This is a genomic window from Microbacterium hydrothermale (assembly GCF_004854025.1).
Classification (GTDB): domain Bacteria; phylum Actinomycetota; class Actinomycetes; order Actinomycetales; family Microbacteriaceae; genus Microbacterium; species Microbacterium hydrothermale.
The window spans coordinates 569,910-593,999 of the sequence record NZ_STGM01000001.1 but is presented as its reverse complement, the minus strand read 5'-3'; the positions used below and the strand labels follow the sequence as shown (position 1 = coordinate 593,999).

Below are 24,090 nucleotides of genomic sequence, written 5' to 3'. Positions count from 1 at the left end.
AGCATCCTCTTATTCTAGCCGACGCCCGCTCGGGCTGTGCCGAGGGGTATCGGGTGGGTCGTGCGCGCGGATTCGGGGCGGATCACGACGCTCGGGGCGTACCTTTCACGCTCCACGCGGAAGATCCCGCCCCGAACACGGGAGGCCCGGCTCAGTGCTGCGCGGCGGCGAGAGCCACGACCTGGGCGGCGGCGTGCGCCACCTCGTCGTTGACCACGCGGTAGTCGAACTCGTTCTGGGCGGCGAGCTCCACGCGGGCCGTGCGCAGGCGTCGCGCGCGCTCCTCGGCATCCTCGGTCCCCCGGCCGACCAGGCGCTGGACGAGCTCGTCCCAGCTGGGCGGGAGGAGGAAGACGAGGGTCGCCGACGCGTCGGCCGCGCGCACCTGGCGGGCACCCTGGATGTCGATCTCGAGCAGCGCGGTGCCGCCCTCGGCGAGCACGCGCTCGATGGGCGCCCGCGGCGTGCCGTAGCGGTTCTTGTTGTGCACGACGGCCCACTCGAGGAGCTCCCCCGCCGCGACGAGTCGGTCGAACTCGGCGTCGTCGACGAAGAAGTAGTGCTCTCCCTCGACCTCGCCCGGGCGCGGCGCGCGGGTGGTCGCCGAGACGGAGAGGTGGATCTCGGGGTAGTTCTCCTTGATGTGCGCGGCGACCGTGCCCTTGCCGACCGCCGTGGGACCGGCCAGCACGATCAGGCGGCTGCGGCCCTCCCGCGGGCCCGGCTCGGGCCATCGGGAGTCGAGGAAGTCGCGCAGGGCGTCGCGCTGACGCGAGCCCAGACCACCGAGACGCTTGACCGGAGAGATCGACAGGGAGGCGAGGATGCGGTCGCGCTTGCTCTCGCCGATCGCGGGGATCGCCGTGAGGAACTCGGTCACGCGCATCGCCCCGGCCGCCGACAGCGGGTCGGCGAGACCGCGCCGCAGCAGCTCCTGCGGAGAGATGACGCGGGTCGACACGTCGCGCTTGAGCGCGGCGCGCTCGCGACGGGCCTCGACGGCGCGGCGCGAGGCGGCGGCGCGATCGACCTCGGGCGGACGACGGGTTTCAGCCATGCAGGGACTCCCGGTAGAGCGCGGCGCGCTCGTCGATGCGGGCGGCGAGGCGGTCGGGTCCGACCGCGAGGATGCTGCGGCTCTCGTTCGCGACGACCGCCGAGGCGACGTAGCCGAACAGGCGGCCGAGGTCGGCCGGCGCGGCCCCCTGCGCGCCGAAGCCGGGTGCGAGGATCGGCATACCGGCCAGCGCCACGTCGCCGAGCCCGAAGGCCGCGCGATCGACCGTGGCGCCGACGACGACCCCCACGGGGCCCAGGGCCCCGGGAGCGCCGATGTTCGCCTGGTTCACGTCGTGCGCCACGCGGGCGGCGACGTGCTCGTGATCGCCCACGGCGAGGGCGTCGTCGACGATCGCGCTCTGCAGCGCGCGCGCCTCCGGGTTGCTCGTCGCCGTGAGCACGAACGCGCCCTTGCCGTGGCGAACCGCCAGCGACAGCGTGTCGCTCAGCGAGTCGGCACCCATGTACGGCGACAGGGTCACGGCATCCGCCTCGAGAGGAGAACCGGGCTCGAGCCACGCGTGGGCGTAGCCCTCCATCGTCGTGCCGATGTCTCCGCGCTTGGCGTCGGCGATCACCAGCAGGCCCGCGTCGCGGGCGGCGGCCATCACGTCCTCGAGAGCGGCGAAGCCGCGCGAGCCGTACCGCTCGTAGAACGCCACCTGCGGCTTGACCACGCCGACGCGGCCGCGAGCGGCCTCGACCGTGCGCAGGCCGAACTCCCGCGCGCCCTCGGCCGTGGCATCCAGCCCCCACGCCGACAACAGGGCGGCGTGGGGGTCGATGCCGACGCACAGGGCGCCGTGGAGGTCGAGGGCGGCGGACAGGCGCTGACCGAAGGTGTCGCTCACAAGCGTCCCGCGCGGTCGGTGGCGTGCTCCTGGAGGCTGCGCACCGCGAAACCGTCCTTCATGGCTCCCAACGCGCTCACCGCGGCGCCGAGGACGGCCATCGTGGTGAACAGCGCCTTGTCGGCGGCCACCGCGGCGGCGCGGATCTCGTAACCGTCGGCACGAGCCGTGCCGCCCGAGGGCGTGTTGACGATCATGTCGATCTCGCCCGCGTTGATCAGGTCGACCACGTTCTGCTGGCCGGAGCCCTGCGTCTCGGAGTACTTCTCGACGACCTTCACCCGGATGCCGTTGCGCGCGAGGATCTCGGCGGTGCCCTCGGTCGCGAGCAGCGAGAAACCGAGCTCCTGCAGGCGGTGGGCCGGCAGGATCACGGCGCGCTTGTCGGCGTCGGCGACCGAGATGAACACGGTGCCCGAGGTCGGCATGCCGCCGTACGCGGCCTCCTGCGACTTCGCGAACGCGGTCGGGAAGTCGCGGTCGAGGCCCATGACCTCGCCGGTCGAGCGCATCTCGGGTCCGAGGACGCTGTCGACCGTGTGACCGTCGGCGGTGCGGAACCGCTTGAACGGCAGCACGGCCTCCTTGACGGCGACGGGCGCGTCGAGCGGCACGCGGGAGCCGTCCTGCGCGGGCAGCATTCCCTCGGCGATCAGCTCGGCGATCGAGCTTCCGGCCATGATGCGGCTGGCCGCCTTCGCGAGGGGGATGCCGAGGGCCTTCGACACGAACGGAACCGTGCGGCTCGCGCGGGGGTTCGCCTCGATGACGTACAGCACACCGGCGGAGATCGCGAACTGCACGTTCAGCAGACCCCGCACGCCGACGCCCTTCGCGATTGCGAGCGTCGCCTCGCGCACGCGGTCGACCTCGGTGCGGCCGAGCGAGACCGGCGGCAGGGTGCAGGACGAGTCGCCGGAGTGGATGCCGGCCTCCTCGAGGTGCTCCATGACACCGCCGATGTAAAGGTCGGTGCCGTCGTACAGCGCGTCGACGTCGAGCTCGATCGCGTCGTCGAGGAAGCGGTCGACCAGCAGCGGAAGGCCGGGGCCGATGATCGCCTGGTCGGCCACGCGCACGAAGTAGTCGCGCAGCGCCTCGGTCGAGTAGACGATCTCCATGCCGCGGCCGCCGAGCACGAAGCTCGGGCGCACCAGCACCGGGTAGCCGATCTCCTCGGCGACCTGCACGGCCCCCTCGACGTCGATCGCGGTGCCGTTGCGGGGCGCGACGAGTCCGGCGTCGTCGAGCAGGCGCGAGAACAGCTCGCGCTCCTCGGCGAGGTCGATCGCCTCGGGGCTCGTGCCGAGGATCGTGTAGCCGGCGGCCTCGATCCCCTTGGCCAGGCCCAGGGGCGTCTGTCCGCCGAGCTGGCAGACCACGCCGAGGATCGTGCCCGACTGCGACTCCGCGTGCAGCACCTCGAGCACATCCTCGAGCGTCAGCGGCTCGAAGTACAGGCGGTCGCTCGTGTCGTAGTCGGTCGACACGGTCTCGGGGTTGCAGTTGACCATCACGGTCTCGTACCCGGCATCCGACAGCGCGAACGACGCGTGCACGCACGAGTAGTCGAACTCGACGCCCTGGCCGATGCGGTTCGGGCCCGAGCCGATGATGACGACCTTCGTGCGGTCGGAGGGGGTGACCTCCGTCTCGGCGTCGTACGACGAGTAGTGGTACGGCGTCAGGGCCGGGAACTCCCCCGCGCACGTGTCGACCGTCTTGTAGACCGGGCGCACGTCGAGCGCGTAGCGCGACTCGCGCACCTCGGCCTCGCCGAGACCGCGGATCTCGGCGATCTGGGCGTCGCTGAAGCCGTGCTCCTTCGCGACGCGGAGGGTGTCGGCATCCAGCTCGTCGGCCTGCGCGATGAACTCCGCGACCTCGTTGATCAGCACCATCTGGTCGATAAACCACGGGTCGATCGCCGTCGCGTCGAACGCCTGCTCGGCCGTGGCGCCCTTGCGCAGCGCCTGCTGCAGCACGACGATGCGGCCGTCGGTCGGGGTCTTCGCGATCTCGAGCAGCTCTTCCACCGAGCGCGACTCCTCGCCCCAGTGGAAGCTCGAGCCGCGCTTCTCCAGGGACCGCAGCGCCTTCTGCAGGGCGGTGGTGTAGTTGCGGCCGATCGCCATCGCCTCGCCCACCGACTTCATGGTGGTGGTGAGGGTGGTGTCGGCGGCGGGGAACTTCTCGAAGTTGAACCGCGGCACCTTGACCACGACGTAGTCGAGCGTCGGCTCGAAGCTCGCCGGGGTCACCTTGGTGATGTCGTTCGGGATCTCGTCGAGGCGGTAGCCGATCGCGAGCTTCGCGGCGATCTTGGCGATCGGGAAGCCCGTCGCCTTCGACGCCAGCGCGCTCGAGCGGGAGACGCGCGGGTTCATCTCGATGACGATGATGCGGCCGGTCTTCGGGTCGACGGCGAACTGGATGTTGCAGCCGCCGGTGTCGACGCCCACGGCGCGGATGATGTCGATGCCGATGTCACGCAGGCGCTGGTACTCGCGGTCGGTCAGCGTGAGCGCGGGCGCCACCGTGATCGAGTCGCCGGTGTGCACGCCGACGGGGTCGACGTTCTCGATCGAGCAGACGACCACCGTGTTGTCGGCGGTGTCGCGCATGAGCTCGAGCTCGTACTCCTTCCACCCGAGGATCGACTCCTCGAGCAGCACCTCGTTGGTGGGCGAGTCGTGCAGGCCCGCGCCGCCGATGCGGCGGAGGTCGGCCTCGTCGTACGCGAAGCCCGAGCCGAGGCCGCCCATCGTGAAGCTCGGCCGGACGACCAGCGGGTAGCCGAGCTTCTCGGCGCCGGCGAGGAGTTCGTCCATCGAGTGGCAGATGACGGATGCCGCGACATCGGCGCCCGCCTCGATGACGAGCTCCTTGAAGATCTGGCGGTCCTCGCCGCGGTTGATCGCGTCGAAGTCGGCGCCGATGAGCTCGACGTCGTACTTCTCGAGGATGCCGCGCTTGTGCAGCTGGATCGCCGCGTTCAGCGCCGTCTGCCCACCGAGCGTGGGGAGCACGGCATCCGGCTTCTCCTTCGCGATGATCGACTCGATCACCTCGGGGGTGATGGGCTCGATGTAGGTCGCGTCGGCGAAGTCGGGGTCGGTCATGATCGTCGCCGGGTTGGAGTTGACGAGGATGACGCGCACCCCCTCTTCGCGCAGGACGCGGCACGCCTGGGTGCCGGAGTAGTCGAACTCGCAGGCCTGACCGATGACGATCGGGCCGGAGCCGATGACGAGGACGGAGTGGATGTCGTCGCGCTTAGGCATTCTTCTTGGTCTCCATCGTCGCGAGAACCATCTCGCGGAAGCGGTCGAACAGGTAGTTGGCGTCGTGCGGTCCCGAGGCGGCCTCGGGGTGGTACTGCACGCTGAACGCGGGGATGTCGAGGGCGCGGAGGCCCTCAACGACGTTGTCGTTGAGGCCGATGTGGCTGACCTCGACGCGTCCGAAGCCGGCGGGGCTGTCGACGATCTCATCGAGCGGCGCCTCGACGGCGAAGCCGTGGTTCTGCGAGGTGATCTCGACGCGACCGGTGGTCTTGTCGAGCACGGGCTGATTGATGCCGCGGTGGCCGAACGGCAGCTTGTAGGTGCCGAAGCCGAGCGCGCGGCCGAGCAGCTGGTTGCCGAAGCAGATGCCGAAGAAGGGCAGGCCGTCCCCCAGCACCGCGCGCAGCAGTTCGACGTGCTGGTCGGATGCCGCGGGGTCGCCCGGACCGTTGGAGTAGAACGCCGCGACGGGTTCGATCGCGCGGATCTCGTCGATCGTCGCCGACTGCGGGAAGACGTGCACGTCGAAGCCGCGCGCCGCGAGGTTGGTGATCGTCGAGGTCTTCACGCCCAGGTCGAGCACGGCGAGGTTGCCGATGCGCTCGCTCGTCGCGGGCGTGACCTCGACCTCGCGGACCGAGACCTCGGCCGACAGGTTGCGGCCAGCCATGCCCGGCGCCTCGCGCACGCGGCGCAACTGCTCGTCGGCGTCGAGGTTCGCGGCCTCGCCCGAGAAGACACCGCCGCGCATGCTGCCCTCGGAACGGATGCGGCGGGTGACGGCGCGGGTGTCGATGCCGGAGATGCCGACGATGCCGTCTTCGACGAGAGCTTCGTCGAGCGAGCGGTTCGCGCGCCAGTTCGACACCATGCGCGAGGGGTCGCGCACGACGTAGCCGGCGACCCAGATGCGACGCGACTCGGGGTCTTCGTCGTTCACACCGGTGTTTCCGATGTGCGGCGCGGTCTGCAGCACGATCTGGCCCGCGTACGAGGGGTCGGTGATCGTCTCCTGGTAGCCGGTCATGCCGGTGGCGAAGACGACCTCGCCGAGGGTCTCGCCACGAGCGCCGTAGGCGCGACCGGTGTAGCGGGTGCCGTCTTCGAGCACGAGGACGGCGGGTTCCCGCGCGGAGAGCGCGGAGGGGATCAGGGAGGTCATGAGTCGCTTCCTGTCGAGGTGAGGGGGCGGATGGCGTCGGCCAGGGCTTTGGCCGAGGCCTCCTGAGGACGGAGGTAGGTGTCGACGACCGTGTCGTCGTCGAGGCGCCAGGTGATGCGCGCGAGGCCGTCGCGCTCGACCACGCGGTCGATCGCGACGGTGGCCTGAGCGGCATCGACGAGGCGGTCGCGGGTGAGCGCGATGCGGGGCTGGCCCGGGAGGTCGAGGGCGACGCCGGCGGTGGTGACCGTGACGTCGACCCGGGAGCGGAAGCCCAGGCCCTTCAGGGCGAGACGCTCGAGCGGCTCATCGTGACGGGTCGTGGCGACGTAGAGTCCCGAGAACACCGCCGTGTCGACGGCATCCGCGGGCAGCTCCCCCACCGGGACGGAGTAGCGCGCATCGCGCCGCGTTCGTCGCACCCACGCCCACGCGAGCACGGCCAGCAGCACGACGGCCACGCCGATCATGACGACGAGGGCGCCTTCTCTGCTCACGCGAGAACTCCCGGAGCGTCGAGGACCGACCCGTCGACGACGGTGGGGATGCCGGAGCGCACGGTCCAGCGCACCTCGCCGGGAAGCTCCCGACCCAGGTACGGCGAGTTCGTGCTGCGCCCGCGCAGGTCGTCGAGGCCGAACGTGCGCTGCGGACGCGGGTCGTAGAGCGTGAAGGTCGCGGGCTGTCCCGCGGCCACCGGCGTGCCGTGTCCGTCGAGGCGGCCGATGCGCGCGGGGGTCGCCGACATCACGCGGGCGACGTCGGCCCAGTCGAGCAGCCCCGTCTCGACCATGGCGTGGTGCACGACGCGCAGCGCGCTCTCGAGCCCCACCATGCCGTTCGCCGCGGCGGCCCACTCGCAGGCTTTCGCCTCGGTCGGGTGCGGGGCGTGGTCGGTGGCGACGATGTCGATCGTGCCGTCGGCGAGGCCCTCGCGCACGGCCATCACGTCTTCTTCACGACGCAGCGGCGGGTTGACCTTGAAGCGGGCGTCGTAGTCGCGCACGAGCTCGTCGGTCAGCAGCAGGTGGTGCGGGGTGACCTCGGCGGTGACGTTGACGCCCCGCTTCTTGGCCCAGCGGATGATGTCGACCGACCCGGCGGTGCTCAGGTGGCACACGTGCAGGCGCGAGCCCACGTGCTCGGCCAGCAGCACGTCGCGCGCGATTATCGATTCCTCGGCGACGGCCGGCCAGCCGGTCAGACCCAGCTCGGCCGAGACGGCGCCCTCGTTCATCTGCGCGCCGTCGGTGAGGCGCGGGTCCTGCGCGTGCTGCGCGATGACGCCGTCGAAGGCCTTCACGTACTCGAGCGCCCGCCGCATGATCAGCGGGTCGAACACGCAGAAGCCGTCGTCGCTGAAGACGCGCACGCGGGCGCGGGAGTCGGCCATCGCCCCGAGCTCGGCGAGCCGCTCGCCCTTCTGCCCGACCGTGACGGCGCCGATCGGCTGCACGTGCACGTACCCCGCCGCCTCGCCCAGCGCGAGCTCCTGTTCGACCACGCCGGCGGTGTCGGCGACGGGCGAGGTGTTCGGCATCGCGAAGACGGTGGTGAAGCCGCCCGCCGCGGCGGCGCGCGAGCCGGTGAGGATCGTCTCGGATGCCTCGTAGCCGGGCTCGCGCAGGTGCACGTGCAGGTCGACCAGGCCCGGGAGGGCGATCAACCCGTCGGCGTCGACGACGGTCGCGCCGGCGTGAGACAGGCCCGACCCGGTCTCGGCGATGACGCCGTCGCGGACGAGGAGGTCGGTGGCATCCCGCCCCTCGACGCGCGCGCCGCGCACCAGAAGGGTCTGGGGGGTGGCGTCGCTCATCGGAGGTCCTCTCTCTCGCTGTCGGGCCGCTCGCCCGCCAGCAGCAGGTACAGCACGGCCATCCGCACGGAGACACCGTTCGTGACCTGCTCGAGCACCGTCGAGCGCGGGGAATCGGCGGCTTCGGCGGAGATCTCCAGGCCCCGGTTCATCGGACCGGGGTGTAGAACGATGCTACCGCCCGGCAGGGCCTGCAAACGCCGCGCGTCGAGGCCGTACCGGCGGGAATACTCCCGCTCAGTGGGGAAATACGCGGCCGACATGCGCTCGAGCTGGATGCGGAGCATCATGAGCGCGTCGGGTCCGGCCGCGATCGCGTGGTCGAGGTCGTAGTCCACCTCGACCGGCCAGCCGCTGACGTCCTGCGGGACGAGGGTGGGCGGGGCGACCAGGGTGACGTGCGCCCCGAGCGCGTGCAGCAGCCACACGTTCGAGCGGGCGACGCGCGAGTGCAGCACGTCGCCGACGATCGTCACCCGGATGCCGTCGAGGTCGCGCCCGCGGCTGGCGTCGCCGTGCAGGCGCTTGCGGATCGTGAAGGCGTCGAGCAGGGCCTGCGTGGGGTGCTCGTGCGTGCCGTCGCCCGCGTTGACCACGCCCGCGCTGATCCAGCCGCTGGTGGCGAGGGTGCGCGGGGCGCCGGATGCGCCGTGGCGGATGACCACGGCATCCGCGCCCATCGCCTGGATCGTCTGCGCGGTGTCCTGCAGCGACTCGCCCTTGCTGACGCTCGAGCCCTTCGCCGAGAAGTTGATGACATCGGCGCTCAGGCGCTTCGCGGCGGCCTCGAAGGAGATGCGCGTGCGCGTGGAGTCCTCGAAGAAGAGGTTGACGACCGTTTTGCCGCGCAACGTCGGGAGCTTCTTGACCTCGCGGCGCTGGGTGTCTGCCATGTCTTCGGCCACGTCGAGGATCTCGAGGGCCTCGGCGCGCGAGAGGTGCTGGGTGTCGAGGAGGTGCCTCATGACTCGATCGTCACCTCCTCGACGCCGTCGATCTCGGCGAGGCGCACGTTGACGCGCTCGTCGCGCGCGCTGGGGAGGTTCTTGCCCACGAAGTCGGGGCGGATCGGCAGCTCGCGGTGACCGCGGTCGATCAGCGTCGCCAGGCGGACGGCCGCGGGGCGCCCGATGTCCTGCAGGGCGTCGAGGGCGGCGCGGATGCTGCGACCCGAGAACAGCACATCGTCGATGAGCACGACGGTCTTGCCGTCGATGCCGCCGGCGGGGATCTCGGTGCGGCGCGGGGCCCGGGTGGGGTTGCGGTGCAGATCGTCGCGGTACATCGTCACGTCGAGGGAGCCGACCGGGACTTGTGCGCCGCCGAACTCGCTGATCATCGGGGCGATCCGATTCGCGAGCGTGACGCCGCGGGTCGGGATGCCGAGGAGGACGAGTCCTTCCGGTCCCTTGTTGGACTCCAGGATCTCGTGCGAGATGCGCGTCAAAGCGCGGGCGATATCGGCATCGTGCATGACGGTGCGCGTATTCATCCGCCGCTCCCTTCTCCGCCTCACGGGACGGGGTTAAAGGTTGCTGTGGTTCTCCGTCGAGTCTAGCGGGTGGGGCGGGGTGAATTCTGGGCGACGGCGGATGGTGTCGTGCTCCGCGGCTGGCGGGGGGATCGGATCATTCGTACATTTGTTCTATGGATATGAGAGCGCCGACCGACCGCCTGCGGGTGGCGACGGCGCGTGTCGTCGAGCTGCTGACGGGGCGGGCAGTCGAGGCGCTCGATGATCGAGAGCTCGTGGGGCTGATGAGCGAGATCACGGCGGCGCGGAATGCGCTCGACGTGCTGGCGGCCTGCGCGGCGCGTGTGATCGACGAGCGTTCTTCGCGCGAGTGGGGCGGTGCGGGCCTGGCGCAGAAGACGGGTCACCGCAATGCGACCGAGTTGCTGCAGTCGCTGACGGGGCTGCCGCGAAGGGAGGTGATCCGGTCCGTGAAGACCGGGGGCGATCTGCTCCCCGCGGTCAGGCCCGATGGCGAAGGTTCTCCGGCCGTGTCCGTCGTCGTGACCCAGGATGCCGGCGGGGCGTGGCTCGACCGCATGAGCGGGGCGCTTCGCGACGGGGTGCTCGGTCACGCGCAGTTCCAGGCGATCCGCGTCGGTCTCGGTGAGCCGCCGGTGCAGAGGTATCCCGAGCTCGATCCGGATTTCCTCCCCCGGGCCTGGGAGGCCGCCGTCGAGCGGCTGATCGACGAGGCGCCCCACCTGCCGGTCGAGGAGTTGCGGGCGTCCGCTCGGATCGCCCGGGATCGCCTCGATCCCGTCGGCGTGACGCTGCGGTTCGAGGAGCGCTTCGCGGCCCGGTCGTTCCGGTCGTGGATCGACGAGCACGGGCAGAGGCACGGACGGTTCGTCTTCGACGACGATGCGGCGGCGTGGGTCGACGCCGTGCTGCAGGCGGCGTTGCGTCCGCGGCGGGGCCCGCGGTTCGTGGACCCCGCCGCCCTGGTCGCCGAGACCTCCGACGAGCGGTCGGGTGAGCAGATCGCCTACGACACGCTGATGGCCGTCCTGCGGACGGGCGCCGCCGCGGATCCGGCGCAGGCGTTCGGCGACCGGCAACCCGGGGTGCGGATCGTGGTGGGGGCGTCAGCGCTGGGGACTGCCGGGAGCGGAAGCGCCGGCGGTAGCCCGGCCGTCGGGGTTCCGCGCCTGGCCGCCGATGCCGGCGGGGCGACGCATGTGGAGACCGAAGTGTGCGGGGTCGGGCACCTCGAAGACGGTGGCGGAGCCCTCCCCGGCGGGGTGGTCGAGAGCTACCTGTGCGATGCGGGTGCGGTGCGGGTGACTCTCGGTGACGCGGGTCGGCCACTCGACGTCGGCCGACATCAGCGTCTGTTCACCCGTGCCCAGCGGATCGCGATCGCGGTGCGCGATGGAGGGTGCGTCGGGATCGGATGCCGTGCCCCGATCTCGCAGTGCGAGATGCACCACATCGACCACTGGGCGGCGGATCGCGGCAGAACCGACGTCGACGACGGCGTTCCGCTCTGCCGGAATCACCACCTCGGACTCCACAATCGGGGCGAGAAGATCGTGCGCGAGCGAGATCCCGTGACCGGGCGGGACGCGTACTGGTTGCATGCGCCGCCCGACCCGCTCACCGGCGAGGTGAGGCCGCCGGTGCTGCTGCGGTCGAGATCCCCGCGTCGCTTCGGCGCGGCGTGAAGGGGCACGGGTGGATGCGGATGATCCCGGGGAATGGTGCCGTGCAGGGCGCACCGTGAGCCCCGCGGCATCCGCTGCTCGCGCACCGCTGCGCAACCGTAGGCGCACGGTCGGTTTCCGGAGGATCGCGTCGTGAGCCCCCGCGGCATCCGTGGCTCGCGCACGGCTGCGCTACCGAGCGCGCGCGGGCGGGCCCCGGAGGATTGCTTCGTGAGCCCCGCGGCATCCGCTGCGCGTTACCGCGCGCGCGCGGGCGGGTCCCGGAGGATTGCTTCGTGAGCCCCGCGGCATCCGCTGCGCGCACCACCGCGGGGCCGCCGGAACGCCCGTGTCGGGTCAGTCCGCGTCCGCGACGATCTCCGCCTTGAAGCCCGCGGAGTTCTCCAGCCACCCGGCATAGTGCGACGGGCCGCCGGCGAACGGGTACCGATCCTGATACAGCGGGCGCCACCCGTGGGCGCTCGCCGCGGCCATCACGGCATCCACCTGCCCGCGAGAGCCGCCGAGCAAAGCGAGATGGTTCACGCCCGGAGCGCGCCGGTCGTGGTCGAGCCGCGACAGGTTCGGCGAGGTCGTCAGCGTCAGGTACGGACCGTCACCCGCGCTCCACGTCTCGCCGTCCGCCCAGTGAGCGGTTCGCTCGAAACCGACCGCGGAGAGCAGCCAGCCCCACTCGGACTGCGCCGCTGTCAGGTCGGCGACCCACACCTCGACGTGATGGAAGCCGGGCACGGGTCAGCCCGCGGCGACCTCAGCGGCGGCGCGCTCTCCGCTCGGGGTGGTGCGCACGCGCGACGACCGGATCGGGTGACCCGTCGTCGTCAGGCAGCGACCCGTCTCCAGGTCCCACTTCCAGTCGTGGAGCGAGCAGGTCAGCACGCCGTCCTCGATTTTTCCGGTCTTGGTGAGGTCGGCGCGAAGGTGCGGACAGCGACGCTGCACGGTCCAGCCCTCGATCTCGGCATCCTCGGTCTGATCGCTCTGCTCGGCGTACCAGTTCTCGACGTACTCGATGCGGTCGCGCGAGAGGCACTTGAGGAACGTTGTGAGGAACTCGTTGAACTTGCCCGAGCGGCCGACCTCGAACTGCATCGACAGGAAGATCGAGTTCGACCAGTCGATCTCGTGGTCGCGAATGTTCGTCGATACGAGATCGGCGGGGATCGTGTACCAGTAGATGCACTCCTCCCCCGCGTACTCGCGCAGCTTCGCCTTGGGGAAGTCCACGACCATGTCGAGCTCGCCGATGCGGAAGCGCACCATGCCGCCGACGCCGTTGCGGATCGTGCGGGCGCGGCGCAGCAGCGGCTCCCACCACTCTTTCAGCGCGGCGAGCATCTCGGCCGGGGGGATGACCTCGGCGCGGGTCGCCTCTTCGGCGCGGATCTCGTCCTGGCGGCTGTCGCGCTGCTCGGCGAGGTAGTTCCACTTGTCGCCGAAGACCCGCTCGATCTCGGCGTCGGTGTACAGCGTCTGCGTCACGGTGACGTCCGACCCCTGCACCTCGACCTCGGTGCCCGGGAGGAACAGGTAGCCCTTCTGGTCGGGGCGCTGCTCCGCCATGTGCGCGAGGAACTCGCGCTGGTCGGTGAAGATCGAGTCGCCCTCGAGACCCGTGCCGTTGTACCGGAACAGCTCCTCGCGCAGGAACATCGGCGGACCGGCCATCGGGAAGACGTGCTCCGCGTCGACCTTGTCGATGTAGTACATCGCGCGCTTGTTCTGCGCGTCGCGCTTGAGCTGGGCGAAGTTCTGCTTGGCATCCTGGGGCAGGTCGTAGACCATGGGCCACCAGATCGCCCCGGACACCTGCGTGAAGTACGCGTCGGGCTTGCCGAAGGCGAACAGCTTCTCGAGATCGAGGGGGTGGGAGTCGTTCTGGTTGAGAACGGATGCCGTGCCGTCGTCGAGCGACAGCGACGAATCGCCGATCGGCCCGTCGGAGGGGGCTCGCAGCGGAGTGACCATGAGCTTGAGGTCGCCGAACTGCAGGGGGACGCCCGCCTCGGTGCGGACGAGGTTCGTGTAGCCGAGGGCGATCAGATCCTGCTCGAGGTCGTCGGTCGGGTACTCGGGCAGCAGGACCTTGATGTCCTTGGACACGTACCGCTCGAGCAGCGCCGGGTCGAAGTGATCGCGGTGCCGGTGCGAGATGTAGAGGAAGTCCGCCTTACCGAAGCGCTCCCAGTCGAGAGCACGGTTGTCGGGGAACGGGAACCACGACCCGAAGAAGCTCGGACCGAGGACGGGGTCGCAGATGATGCTGCCGCCGCGCGTCTCGATGAACATTCCCGCGTGGCCGAGGCCGGTGATCTTCATGCCGCTCCTGTGTCGTTGGCGAACCAGACGAGTCTACGCGGGGCTCCGGCGAGAGGCCTGGGAGCGGCGGGGGTGTCCGCGTCAAGCCGCCCGCCCGCACCATCGGCGCGGGTAACGTGCGGACCCCCACGAAAGGATTGCCATGCCCCTGGTGATGATCGACACGATCCGCGGACGCTACGACGAGACCGAACTGCGCACGATCATGGATGCCGTGCAGGATGCCGTCGTCGAGGCGTTCGGCGTCCCCGAGACCGACCGCTACCAGATCCTCACGCAGCACGAGCCGTTCGAGCTCGTCGCTCTCGACACGGGTCTGGGGATCGAGCGCAGCGAGCGCCTCGTCATCGTGCGCCTTGCGTCGAAGCAGCGCACGCAGGACGCCAAGGTCCAGCTGTACCGGCTGCTGGCGGAGAACCTGAACGACCGCGTCGGAGTGGAGGGGAACGACCTCGTCGTCAGCATCACCGAGAACGGCGACGCCGACTGGTCGTTCGGGCACGGCACGGCGCAGTTCCTCAGCGGCGAGCTGGGCTGACCCGGCGAGGCACCTCGACCGTTCACGCGGATGCCGACGGGTAGCCCCACCAGCCTTCGGCGAGGTGCAGCGTCCAGTCCGCCCGGCGCAGCACCGGCATCCCCAGGATGACGTCCAGGGGCGGCTCGCCGGGGCGTCGCATCCCCGCGAGCGGGGTGACGACGGCCGTGCTCGGCGGAAAGGAGCGTCCGCCGATCGTCACCGCCGCCATGCGGACGAGGTCCACGCGACGGCTCGCCCCGCGGGCGTCTCCCGCGTCCGCCGCGCCGAGGGGGTGGAGCAGGTGCGCGTGCCGGTCGGCGAACGTCTCGTCGATGACGGTGACCTCGGCGCCGGAGTCCCAGAGCACGTCGGTCTCGACGCTGCCCCACGACGCGCGGACGAACGGGTGACCGTGGGCCGATCGGATGAGCGGATGCCGGTGAGCGACCGCCGCGTCGCCGTCGAGGGTCAGGGTGCCCCGCCCGAAGCGGATGTCCAGGCGGTGGCCCCCGAGCACGTCGAGGCCGAGGATCGAGCGCGCTCGAGGGTCGTCCTCGACGTCGAGCAGCAGGCCGCGCACGCGCAGGTCGCCGAGCGTCAACACCTCGACCTCGACCTGGCGGCTCGCGCCGCCCGGGGCGAACGCGCCGCGCCCACCCGGGCTGCTCCGCGCCACCGTGGACGAGGTCGGCGGAAGATCGACGGCGCGAAGACCGCTGGTCGCGCCGCCCGTGTCCAGGACCAGGCGTCGCGCCGTCCCGTCGACGTCGATCAGGACCTGGACGCTCGCCGCGTCGGAGATCTCGGCATCCGGGATCACCTCGATCGCCACGGATGCCGTCATCGTCCCTCCCCGGGGATCATCGCACCACGGTCCCGTTCGTCACGGGCGAGCGGAGGTGAGCCGTGAGCATACCCGCACCGGTCCGCGGTCGTCAGTCGACGATGTCGTCGACCGGCGGCAGGTCGGCGTACGCGTGCGCGACGAACGGATCGGCCGGATAGGCGTCGTTCCGGCCCTCGATCAGGCGGCGCACGCCGACCGCGCCGGTCGCGGCGACGGCGACGTGCACGCCCGCGGAGCGATCGACGCAGCACATGAGCGTCACCCCGCCGACGACCGCGGTCTCGGCCGGCGACGGTCGACCGTCGACGATCAGGGTCGCGGCCTCCCATCGGGTGTCATCGTCGGCGATCCTCAGGATCTCGACGACGGGGGTCGACGGGGCGAAGACGCGGAACGCCGAGAGCAGCAAGGCCGCCGTGGCGCGGGCCTCCGTCGCCTTGCTGAATCGAGCCGAGGTCACCAGCGCGGCGCCGCGCTCGGTCCGGGCGGCGAGCGTCACATCGGTGGCGGGTGCGGTCACCAGCCCGTTCCATCCGCGCAGCCACCGCCGCACTCCCCCTTCGCCGAACACCGCCTCGTACAGGACGAAGGTGGGCGGATGGTAGCCGGGCTCGGGCCCCTCGGTTCGCGTCATGACGTCGTCCGCCTCTTCCCTCCCGTCGACCGGTGACGGAGCTCCGACCCTATCCGGGTGCGTGTCACGGCCCCAGCAACTGCCGGATGTCGTCGGCATCCAGCGCTGACGCGAACGCCTCGCCGTCGTCGATCACCGCATCGAACAGCGCGGCCTTGCGGTGCTGCAGCTCGCGCACCTTCTCCTCCACCGTTCCGGCGGCGATCAGTCGGTAGACGAAGACGCTCCGGGTCTGTCCGATGCGGTGCGCCCGATCGATCGCCTGATTCTCGGCCGCGGGGTTCCACCAGGGGTCGAGCACGAACACGTACTCCGCTTCGGTGAGGGTCAGGCCGAACCCGCCCGCCTTCAGGCTGATGAGGAAGACCGGAGCCTCTCCCCCACGGAAACCCTCGATCACCTCTCCCCGCCGGGCCGTCGAACCGTCGAGGTGCGCGTACGCCAGGCCCGCGGCATCCAATCGCTCGGCCGCAAGATCGAGGAACGACGTGAACTGACTGAACACCAGGGCGCGATGCCCCTCCGCCGCGACCTCGACGAGGCGCTCCAGCAGTGCGTCGAGCTTCGCGGACCCCAGGTGCGCGTCGCGCTCGTCGACGAGCCCCGGGGCCAGCGCCAGCATGCGCAGCAGCGTGAGCGAGCGGAACACGATGAACCGCTGCCGGTCGAGGTCGTCGAGAAGCCCCAGCACCTTCTGCCGCTCGCGCTGCAGGACCCGGTCGTAGAGCTCCTGATGAGCGGGCCCGAGGGCGACGACGAGCTCCTGCTCCTGCTTGGGAGGAAGATCGGATGCCACGACGTCCTTCGTGCGCCGCAGCAGGAACGGCCGCACCCGCCGGCGCAGGCGGTCGAGCATCTTGTCGCGGTGCGCGCTCGCCGCGGCCGCGGACAGGGCGGTCGGCGCATCGGAGGGCACCTGCTCGATCGCGCGGGTGTAGTCCTCGCGGAACTGCCGGATCGAGGGGAACAGTCCCGGCGCCGTGAGCGACAGCAACGCCCAGAGGTCGTCGAGTCCGTTCTCGAGCGGCGTGCCCGTCGCCGCGAACACCGCGTCGGTGCGCAGCGCCGCGATCGCCCGGTGGATGCGCGTCGCCGGGTTCTTCACGAACTGCGCCTCGTCGAGGACCACGCCCGCCCAGTGCGGCACCGCGAACTCCGCGGCATCCGTCCGCACCACTCCGTAGGGGGCGACCACGACGTCGGCTTCCGCGGCGACCTCGGCGATCGACGTCGTCCGACGCACCGCGGTGGCCTCGACCACCCGCACCCGCAGGTCGGGGACGAACCGGGCGGCTTCGTCGCGCCACGTCGGCAGCACGGAGGTGGGGGCGACGACCAGCCACGGACGGGTGTCGCCGCGCGAGCGCGCGTGCGCGATGAGGGCGAGCAGCTGGAGCGTCTTGCCGAGCCCCATGTCATCGGCCAGGATGCCGCCGAGCCGGTGCGCGTGCAGGAGGGCGAGCCACGACAGGCCCTCGCGCTGGTACGGACGCAGGTCGGCGAGGAATCCGGGCGGGGGCGCCACCTCGGGAATCTCGCCGACCTCGCGCAGTGCCCGGGCGAGACCGCGCCACTCGACGGCGGCCTCGGACTGGTCGGCGAGGTCTTCGAACTCCGCCCACAGGGCGAGGTGGGTGCGCGGCAGGCGCGGACCGGTCTCCCACTCGTCGAGGCCCGCCGCCTCGTCGAGCAGCTCGCGCAGCCGCTGCAGCGCCGGGTGGGCGAGCGAGAACCACGCGCCGTCCGACAGCTTGATGCGCGTGCGTCCCCGGGACAGGGCGGAGAACAGCGTCCCGAACGGGATCGTGCGCCCGTCGATGGTGACGACGATCCCGAGGTCGAACCAGTCGCGGTCGGCGGATTCGACGGCGGTGATGCGCAGTCGAGGATCGCCCCGCAACTCGCGGAACGACGGAGCGGTTCCGCTCGTGCGCACGCGCACCTCGTCGAGCACGTCGAGCGCCGGAAGCACACGGGTGGCGAACACCGCGGCATCGGCGTCGCGCAGGGTCGCGCGCGCCGCGACCGGCAGATCGGATGCCGCCGACCACGCCGTCTCGACGCGCTCGCCGATCTGCGCCTCGGCGCGCGTGTCGCGGTCGACTCCCCCGTGGCCGCCCGTGTCATCGGCGTCGTACGCGAGGCGGAGTCCACCCGGGTAGACCCAGGTCAGGGCGTAGTCCACGTCGTCGTCGGCGTAGGTCACGGCCACCTCGAGGGTGGGGCGGGCGGGCGGCGGAGCGGGGACCCCCGCCCCCACCGACAGCGGGGCGCGTCGAGCGAGACGCGGGTACACCTCGGCGACGAACTCCGCCGCCTCCGCCGGGGGCACCTCGACCGGGGGCGTCCCCAGCAGCGACGGCAGGGGGTCGGGCAGGGCGACCGGAGCGAGCACGATCGGCACGGGATCGACCTCGATCGCGAACGCGAAGAGCCCTGCGTCTCCGAGGGCGCGTGCGTGGGCGGCATCCGTCGGCTGCCCGTCGATCTCGAGGTCGGCCGAGACGCGCAGGGCTCCCCCGCCGACCGCGTCGAGGGTCACGCGCGCGGTCGCGCCCCGCGCGAGACGCACGCGCTGCTGGGCGTTCATGGCGACGAGAGGGATGCCGAGCGCCTCGGCGGCCGCCAGGTGGGGCCACAGCAGGGGCGAGTCGACGGCGTCGAGGGCGACGGTGTCGCCGGACGGGGCGAAGGGTCCGCTCGTGCGCAGCGCCTGGGCGAGGGCGTGCAGCTCGGCGAACCAGCGCACCTGCGCGGGCTCGAATCGGCCGGCGCTGCGACGGACCGTGTCCCACGTGGCATCCGCGCGGATCCAGGCGTCGCGGGCGCCGCGCACGAGGGGACGGGCGACGAGCTGCAGGTCGTCCTGTCGGCGGGCGAGCAGGCGGGGCGTCACGGGGACGACCGCGCGGGCCTCCCATCGGGCGGGGTCGTACGCCTCGCGCTGACGCAGTTCGATGCCGAGGGCGAGCGCGTCGAACGTCCGCGGCGGGGTGCCGGGGAGGAGGTCGCGCCACGAGGTCACGGCAGCATCCTGACCCGGGCCTCCGACATCGGCCGGTGCGCCGCGCACGCGGGGCCGTGCCCCGCACGCCGATGAACGCCCTCTCTGCTGAGAAACGCGGCGACGTCGTGTTTCTCGACGCGAAGAGCGTCTCTCGCGCCGCCCTCCGGCCGCGAACGGCTCCCCCGGTGACGGCATCCCGCCCGCGAACGCGGCGACGCGGCCGCCGGCCGAGGGCCGGGGCCGCGTCGCACGGGGTCGAGCGCCTTCAGGACGAGCGGGCGATGCGCGCGAGCACGCCGTGCACGAACGAACCGGAGTCGTCGGTCGAGAACTCCTTCGCCAGCTCGACGGCCTCGTCGATCGCGACGGCCGTGGGCACCTCGTCGTTGTAGAGGATCTCCCACGTGCCGATGCGCAGCAGGGCGCGGTCGACCGCGGGCATGCGCTGCAGCGACCAGTCCTTCGCGAAGGTGGTGATCTGCTCGTCGATCGCGTCGCGGTTGTCGATCACCCCGTCGACGATGTCACGGGCGTACAGCCACGAGGCCTGGCGGTCGGGCTCGGATGCCGCGCGCTTGGCCTCGGTGGCCAGCATGACGGGCAGGTCCTCACCGCGCACGTCGGCCTGGAAGAGGATGTCGAGGGCGCGCTTGCGCGCCTTGGTACGGGCGCTCAAGATCAGCTGATGCGGCCGAGGTACTCGCCCGTGCGAGTGTCGACCTTGATCTTGGTGCCGGTCTCGAGGAACAGGGGAACCTGCATCTCGTACCCGGTCTCGACGGTGGCGGGCTTGGTGCCGGCCGACGAGCGGTCGCCCTGCAGGCCCGGCTCGGTGTAGGTGACCTCGAGGATGACCGACGGCGGGAGCTCGATGTAGAGCGGGTTGCCGTTGTTCAGCGCGATCTGCACCTGCTGGTTCTCGAGCAGGAAGTTCGCCGCGTCGCCGACGGTGGCGGCACCCACGGTGATCTGGTCGTAGTCGGCGACGTCCATGAAGACGAAGCCCTCGCCGTCGTTGTAGAGGTAGGTGAAGTCGCGGCGGTCGACGTTCTCGAGGTCGACCTTGGCTCCGGCGTTGAACGTGCGGTCGACGACCTTGCCGCTCATGACGTTCTTGAGCTTGGTGCGCACGAACGCGCCGCCCTTGCCGGGCTTGACGTGCTGGAACTCCACGACGCTCCAGAGCTGACCGTCGATGTTCAGGACGACGCCGTTCTTGATGTCTGCGGTGGATGCCATGAGTGCCGATATTCCGTTTCGTGAGTCGAAGTGGGCGAGAGCCCGACGTCAAAGTCTACGTGATCCGCGCCCTCAGCCGTCGGCGCGGCCCGAGATCACCTCGACGAGCAGGTCGACGGCGCGCGCGTAGCCGGGCACGCCCTCGCCGATGACGTGCACGACGGCGACGTCCTCGATGTACGAGAAGTGCCGGAACGCTTCCCGCTCCTTGATGTTCGAGATGTGCACCTCGGCGACGGGGAGGTCGACGGATGCCAGGGCGTCGCGCAGCGCGACGGAGGTGTGTGTGAGTCCCCCGGCGTTGATCACGATGCCGGCGCAGTCGAGGCGGGCGGCGTGGATCGCGTCGATGAGAACGCCCTCGTGGTTGCTCTGGATCGCCCGGACGTCGATGCCGTGACGGCCCGCCGCCTCGGCCGTGACGCGCTCGACGTCGGCGAGCGTGTCGCGCCCGTAGATCTCGGGCTGGCGGGTCCCCAGCAGGTTGAGGTTGGGGCCGTTCACGAGCAACAGGCGGCGGGGCGTGGTCATGTCCCGCACGCTATCAGCGCCGCCCCTGCGCGCTCAGTCGCACGGGAGCCGTGCCCGCCCCGTAGCCGGCGTAGGCGTCGACGCGCTCGACGAACTCCAGGAACACCTCGCCGATGGTGCGCGTGTAGAAGTGCAGGTAGGTGCCCGCGGCATCCTGGTCGTATCCGAGGTGCAGCTCGCGCAGCTCGGCGACGGCCTCGGCGGGCAGGTCGAAGCGCGCCGCGATGTCGTCGTAGTAGTTGCCGGGCATCGACAGCGGGACGAAGCCCCGCTCGCGCGCCGCGCGGGCGAGCGCGCGCACGTCGGCGCAGTGGAAGGCGACGTGCTGGGGCAGGGCGGCCCTCTCGCCGGCGAGGATCGGGGGTGCGACGTTCAGCGGCAGGCGCACCTCGCCGCCGGGCGAGCCGAGCACGCGACTGGCCACCAGGCCCTGGGGCCCCGGCACCTCGGTGCTGCTGTCGACGCGCAGCGCGAAACCGGCGGTGTAGAACAGTGTCGCCTCCTCGATCGCCTGCCAGGGCTGCGACAGGCTGACGTGGTCGACGCCCTCGACGACGGTCGGGGTCTCGGCCTCCCCGTGCTCGAACTCGGCCACCCAGACCGGTTCGCCCTCGTCGGCGGCCTGCGCCCAGTACACCTCGGTCCCGTCGGGGGCGACGGCGCCGTCGAGACGCTCCTCGGTGGCGTAGGTGCGGCGGTACGCCCGCGGCACGCGCAGCTCGTGCATGCGGAGGTCGACGGCCTCGGCGTCGTCGACCTCGAGGCCGATCGCGGCCAGCCGCGGCTCCCACCCCCTCGCGTGCTGCTCGTTCAGAACCACGCGGGCGCGTCCGGCCGTCCACAGCGTCACGGGCTTGGTGCGGTGGCGGCCGCGCGGGGTGAAGCCGAGCTGGCCGAGCAGTTCCTCGACCGCGGAGGTGTCCTCCGCCTTGATCTCGACGAAGTCGACGGCCGACGGAGCGGCGGAGTCGGGGAGCATCTGCAACGCGTCCGGGGCGTCGGAGAGGGTGCGCGAGACCGCGTCCTCGAGCCAGCGCAGCGAGCGGCGCGCGTGCAGGGCCGTGCGGCGCGGGTCGGTCTGGCGGAAGGTGTCGTTGAACACCTCGAGCGACCACGGCCCGGTGTGGCCGGCATCCACGATGCGCGCGGTGAAGTCGGCGAGGTCGAACTCGCCCTCGCCGGGGAAGAGACGGTGATGGCGACTCCACGACAGCACGTCCATGCTGAGGCGCGGGGCGTCGGCGAGCTGCACGAAGAAGATCTTCTCCCCCGGGATGCCGGAGATCGCGGCGGGGTCGTGTCCGCGCGAGAGGATGTGGAACGAGTCGAGGCACACCCCCACCGCCGGGTGGTCGGCGAGCTCGACGATGCGCCACGCGCGGCGGTAGTCGTCGACGAAACGGCCCCACGCGAGGGCTTCGAAGGCGATGCGGATGCCGAATCCCTCGGCGAGGTCTCCCAGACGCCGCAGCTGCGCGGCGCTGACGTCGTCGTCGTCGATCGTCGCCGTGGCGACGTTGCTGCAGCACAGCACCAGGTCGATGCCGAGGCGGTTCATGAGCCGGAACTTCGCCTCCGCGCGGCGCAGGACGGCGGCGAACGCCTCGTCGTCGACACCTTCGACGTCGCGCATCGGCTGGTACAGGTCGAGCGTGAGGCCGAGGCGGGCGGCGAGGGCCGCGATCTCCTCGGGGCTCTCGGGGGCGGCGAGCAGGTCGGGCTCGAAGATCTCGACGCCGTCGAATCCGGCCGCCGCGCACGCGTGGAGCTTGTCGGCCAGGGTGCCGCTGATGCAGACGGTCGCCATCGAGGTCTTCATGGCGGCCGAATGTACCAGTTAGTACAAACCGGGTCCACCCCGGCGGTCCAGTAGGTTGGGCCCATGGTCGAGGCACGTCGAGACGCCGAGCGCACGCGTTCCGAACTGCTCGCGGTGGCGACCGAGGTGTTCGCCGAAGACGGCTTCTCCGGGGCGCGGGTCGACGAGATCGCCGCCCGCACGCGCACGACGAAGCGGATGATCTACTACTACTTCGGCGGCAAAGAGGGGCTCTACCGGGCCGTGCTCGAGGAGGCGTACCGCGGCATCCGCGAGGCCGAGCGGGCGATCGACGTCGACCATGCCGACCCCGTGGATGCCATCCGCGCCCTCGCCGAGCTCACCTTCGACCACCACGTCGGCCACGACGCCTTCATCCGTCTCGTCGCGATCGAGAACATCCACCGCGGGGTCTTCATCCGCCAGATCGAGGGGCTGCGCACGCAGTCGCAGCCCGCGAAGGGACTGCTCGACGAGATCCTCGAGCGGGGGCGCGCGGCCGGCCTCTTCCGCGCCGACGTGGATGCCATCGACGTGCACCTCGTGATCAGCTCCTACTGCGTGTTCCAGGTCGCCAACCAGTACACCTTCGGCTACCTGTTCGACGTCGACCTCTCCGCCCCCGACCGCCGCTCGCACCTGCGCTCCGTCATCGGCGACGTCGTCGTGGGGTGGCTCACGGCCCCGGCGCTCTGACCGCGCACCCGGCCCCGGACCCTTCGGCGGGCTCAGGGTCCTCGCGTCCGAGGTGGCTGAGCCTGTCGAGGCCGCCGGGTCGTCGCGGGTGCCGGGCCCGTCGTCGGGCTCGGGGTCCCCGGCATCCGGAATCCGTCGTTGACACCGCGGCGCGACCGTGGTTTCCTCTGAACGTACCGGTTAGTACATAACCCGGTCGCGCGGAGACGAAGGAGTACCGTGAACGACTCGCACCCCTACCTCGTGGGCCTCATCGGCACGGGTGTGCTCCCCTCCCTCACGCCGCCGATGCACATGGCCGAGGCGCGCGCCCTCGGGCTCGCCTACGTCTACCGGCCGCTCGACCTCACCGCGCTCGGCATCGACCCCGCGCGCATCGGCGAGGTGCTCGCGTGGGCCGAGCGTCTCGGCTACGACGCCGTCAACGTCACCCACCCCTGCAAGCAGAGCGTGCTGGCGCACCTCGATCGCATCGACCCCGTCGCGGCCGCCCTCGGAGCGGTCAACACCGTGCTCTTCACCCCGACGGGGCGCGTCGGCCACAACACCGACACCACCGGCTTCGCCGCCGCCTTCACCGACGGGCTTCCGGATGCCGCGACCCGGCACGTCGTCCAGCTCGGCGCCGGTGGCGCGGGCTCCGCCGTGGCCGATGCCCTGCTTCGTCTCGGGACCGCCCGCCTCACCGTCGTCGACCTCGACGCCGCGCGCGCCCGCACCCTCGCCGACGACCTGGGGGCGCGGCATCCGCTGTCCGTCGTCGACACCGCCTCCCCCACCGACCTCGCGGCCGTGCTGAGCGACGCGGACGGACTCGTGCACTGCACGCCGGTCGGCATGGCGGAGCACCCCGGCCTGCCGCTCGACGCGCAGCTGCTGCGCCCCGAGCTGTGGGTCGCCGACATCGTCTACCGCCCCCTCGACACCGAACTCCTCCTCGCCGCGCGCGAGCGCGGATGCCGGACCCTCAGCGGCGGGCGCATGGCGGTCCACCAGGCCGTCGACGCGTTCGCCCTGATCACCGGGACGCGACCCGATCCCGACCGCATGACCGCCCATTTCCTCGACCTGGTCGCGGCGGACGCGCCGCTCAGCCCCGCCCTCCCCCTCTAAGGAGCAGACA

Annotated in this window: 21 protein-coding genes; 4 read left to right on the top strand and 17 right to left on the bottom strand. The window is 71.3% G+C overall.

Going from position 1 to position 24,090, the window contains the following annotated elements; translation table 11 throughout:
* Positions 1 to 151: 151 nt before the first annotated feature.
* Genes gmk through pyrR form a run of 8 tightly spaced genes read right to left on the bottom strand, consistent with a single transcriptional unit; the run spans position 152 to position 9,667 of the window.
* Entirely contained in the window at positions 152 to 1,057 is a 906-nt protein-coding gene (gene gmk / locus FB047_RS02870) for a guanylate kinase (protein WP_136585696.1), read from the bottom strand.
* The gene (pyrF, locus tag FB047_RS02865; protein WP_136585695.1) at positions 1,050 to 1,910 is read right to left on the bottom strand and encodes an orotidine-5'-phosphate decarboxylase; all 861 of its coding nucleotides are present in this window, start codon (positions 1,908 to 1,910) and stop codon (positions 1,050 to 1,052) included. Before pyrF ends, gmk begins: the two co-directional genes overlap by 8 nt.
* Positions 1,907 to 5,194 (bottom strand): carbamoyl-phosphate synthase large subunit, encoded by a 3,288-nt coding sequence (gene carB / locus FB047_RS02860; RefSeq protein ID WP_136585694.1) that lies wholly within the window; start codon positions 5,192 to 5,194, stop codon positions 1,907 to 1,909. Before carB ends, pyrF begins: the two co-directional genes overlap by 4 nt.
* On the bottom strand, positions 5,187 to 6,359 hold the full coding sequence (gene carA / locus FB047_RS02855) for a glutamine-hydrolyzing carbamoyl-phosphate synthase small subunit (protein WP_136585693.1): 1,173 nt from the start codon (positions 6,357 to 6,359) through the stop codon (positions 5,187 to 5,189). Before carA ends, carB begins: the two co-directional genes overlap by 8 nt.
* A complete protein-coding gene (locus tag FB047_RS02850; protein ID WP_136585692.1) occupies positions 6,356 to 6,856 on the bottom strand; it encodes a PH-like domain-containing protein in 501 nt (166 codons plus the stop codon). The genes carA and FB047_RS02850 overlap by 4 nt, the downstream gene beginning before the upstream one ends.
* A complete protein-coding gene (locus FB047_RS02845) occupies positions 6,853 to 8,175 on the bottom strand; it encodes a dihydroorotase (protein WP_136585691.1) in 1,323 nt (440 codons plus the stop codon). Before FB047_RS02845 ends, FB047_RS02850 begins: the two co-directional genes overlap by 4 nt.
* Positions 8,172 to 9,140 (bottom strand): aspartate carbamoyltransferase catalytic subunit, encoded by a 969-nt coding sequence (locus FB047_RS02840; RefSeq protein WP_136585690.1) that lies wholly within the window; start codon positions 9,138 to 9,140, stop codon positions 8,172 to 8,174. The genes FB047_RS02845 and FB047_RS02840 overlap by 4 nt, the downstream gene beginning before the upstream one ends.
* Complete coding sequence (gene pyrR / locus FB047_RS02835) at positions 9,137 to 9,667, bottom strand: bifunctional pyr operon transcriptional regulator/uracil phosphoribosyltransferase PyrR (protein ID WP_136585689.1); 531 nt, start codon at positions 9,665 to 9,667, stop codon at positions 9,137 to 9,139. The genes FB047_RS02840 and pyrR overlap by 4 nt, the downstream gene beginning before the upstream one ends.
* A 155-nt stretch (positions 9,668 to 9,822) precedes the next feature.
* On the opposite strand from pyrR, the gene FB047_RS02830 reads away from it, so the two are divergent.
* The gene (locus FB047_RS02830; protein ID WP_136585688.1) at positions 9,823 to 11,355 is read left to right on the top strand and encodes an HNH endonuclease signature motif containing protein; all 1,533 of its coding nucleotides are present in this window, start codon (positions 9,823 to 9,825) and stop codon (positions 11,353 to 11,355) included.
* 336 nt (positions 11,356 to 11,691) lie between these two features.
* Here FB047_RS02830 and FB047_RS02825 read toward each other — a convergent pair whose 3' ends face one another.
* Both FB047_RS02825 and FB047_RS02820 read right to left on the bottom strand, forming a co-directional pair.
* Entirely contained in the window at positions 11,692 to 12,087 is a 396-nt protein-coding gene (locus tag FB047_RS02825; protein WP_136585687.1) for a VOC family protein, read from the bottom strand.
* Between the two features lie 3 nt (positions 12,088 to 12,090).
* The gene (locus FB047_RS02820) at positions 12,091 to 13,674 is read right to left on the bottom strand and encodes a Rieske 2Fe-2S domain-containing protein (protein WP_136585686.1); all 1,584 of its coding nucleotides are present in this window, start codon (positions 13,672 to 13,674) and stop codon (positions 12,091 to 12,093) included.
* Between the two features lie 142 nt (positions 13,675 to 13,816).
* Between FB047_RS02820 and FB047_RS02815 the strand changes: the two genes are divergently transcribed.
* Positions 13,817 to 14,212 carry a tautomerase family protein gene (locus FB047_RS02815; protein WP_136585685.1) on the top strand — a complete coding sequence of 132 codons (396 nt, stop codon included), beginning with the start codon at positions 13,817 to 13,819 and terminating at the stop codon, positions 14,210 to 14,212.
* A gap of 22 nt (positions 14,213 to 14,234) precedes the next feature.
* Here FB047_RS02815 and FB047_RS02810 read toward each other — a convergent pair whose 3' ends face one another.
* From FB047_RS02810 to FB047_RS02780, 7 genes are all read right to left on the bottom strand, one after another.
* Entirely contained in the window at positions 14,235 to 15,038 is an 804-nt protein-coding gene (locus tag FB047_RS02810) for an aspartyl protease family protein (protein WP_136585684.1), read from the bottom strand.
* Positions 15,039 to 15,129: 91 nt separating this feature from the next.
* Positions 15,130 to 15,675: a hypothetical protein gene (locus FB047_RS02805; RefSeq protein ID WP_136585683.1), complete on the bottom strand. Its 546-nt coding sequence runs from the start codon at positions 15,673 to 15,675 to the stop codon at positions 15,130 to 15,132.
* Positions 15,676 to 15,739: 64 nt separating this feature from the next.
* Complete coding sequence (locus FB047_RS02800) at positions 15,740 to 18,700, bottom strand: DEAD/DEAH box helicase (RefSeq protein WP_136585682.1); 2,961 nt, start codon at positions 18,698 to 18,700, stop codon at positions 15,740 to 15,742.
* 247 nt (positions 18,701 to 18,947) lie between these two features.
* Positions 18,948 to 19,358, bottom strand: coding sequence for a transcription antitermination factor NusB (gene nusB / locus FB047_RS02795; protein WP_136585681.1), 411 nt, complete (start codon positions 19,356 to 19,358; stop codon positions 18,948 to 18,950).
* A gap of 2 nt (positions 19,359 to 19,360) precedes the next feature.
* A complete protein-coding gene (gene efp, locus FB047_RS02790) occupies positions 19,361 to 19,921 on the bottom strand; it encodes an elongation factor P (protein ID WP_076675522.1) in 561 nt (186 codons plus the stop codon).
* 72 nt (positions 19,922 to 19,993) lie between these two features.
* Entirely contained in the window at positions 19,994 to 20,452 is a 459-nt protein-coding gene (locus FB047_RS02785) for a type II 3-dehydroquinate dehydratase (protein ID WP_136585680.1), read from the bottom strand.
* Positions 20,453 to 20,465: 13 nt separating this feature from the next.
* Entirely contained in the window at positions 20,466 to 22,271 is a 1,806-nt protein-coding gene (locus FB047_RS02780) for a sugar phosphate isomerase/epimerase and 4-hydroxyphenylpyruvate domain-containing protein (protein WP_136585679.1), read from the bottom strand.
* 63 nt (positions 22,272 to 22,334) lie between these two features.
* Between FB047_RS02780 and FB047_RS02775 the strand changes: the two genes are divergently transcribed.
* Entirely contained in the window at positions 22,335 to 22,967 is a 633-nt protein-coding gene (locus FB047_RS02775) for a TetR/AcrR family transcriptional regulator (RefSeq protein ID WP_136585678.1), read from the top strand.
* Between the two features lie 219 nt (positions 22,968 to 23,186).
* A complete protein-coding gene (locus FB047_RS02770) occupies positions 23,187 to 24,080 on the top strand; it encodes a shikimate dehydrogenase (RefSeq protein ID WP_136585677.1) in 894 nt (297 codons plus the stop codon).
* Positions 24,081 to 24,090 lie beyond the last annotated feature (10 nt).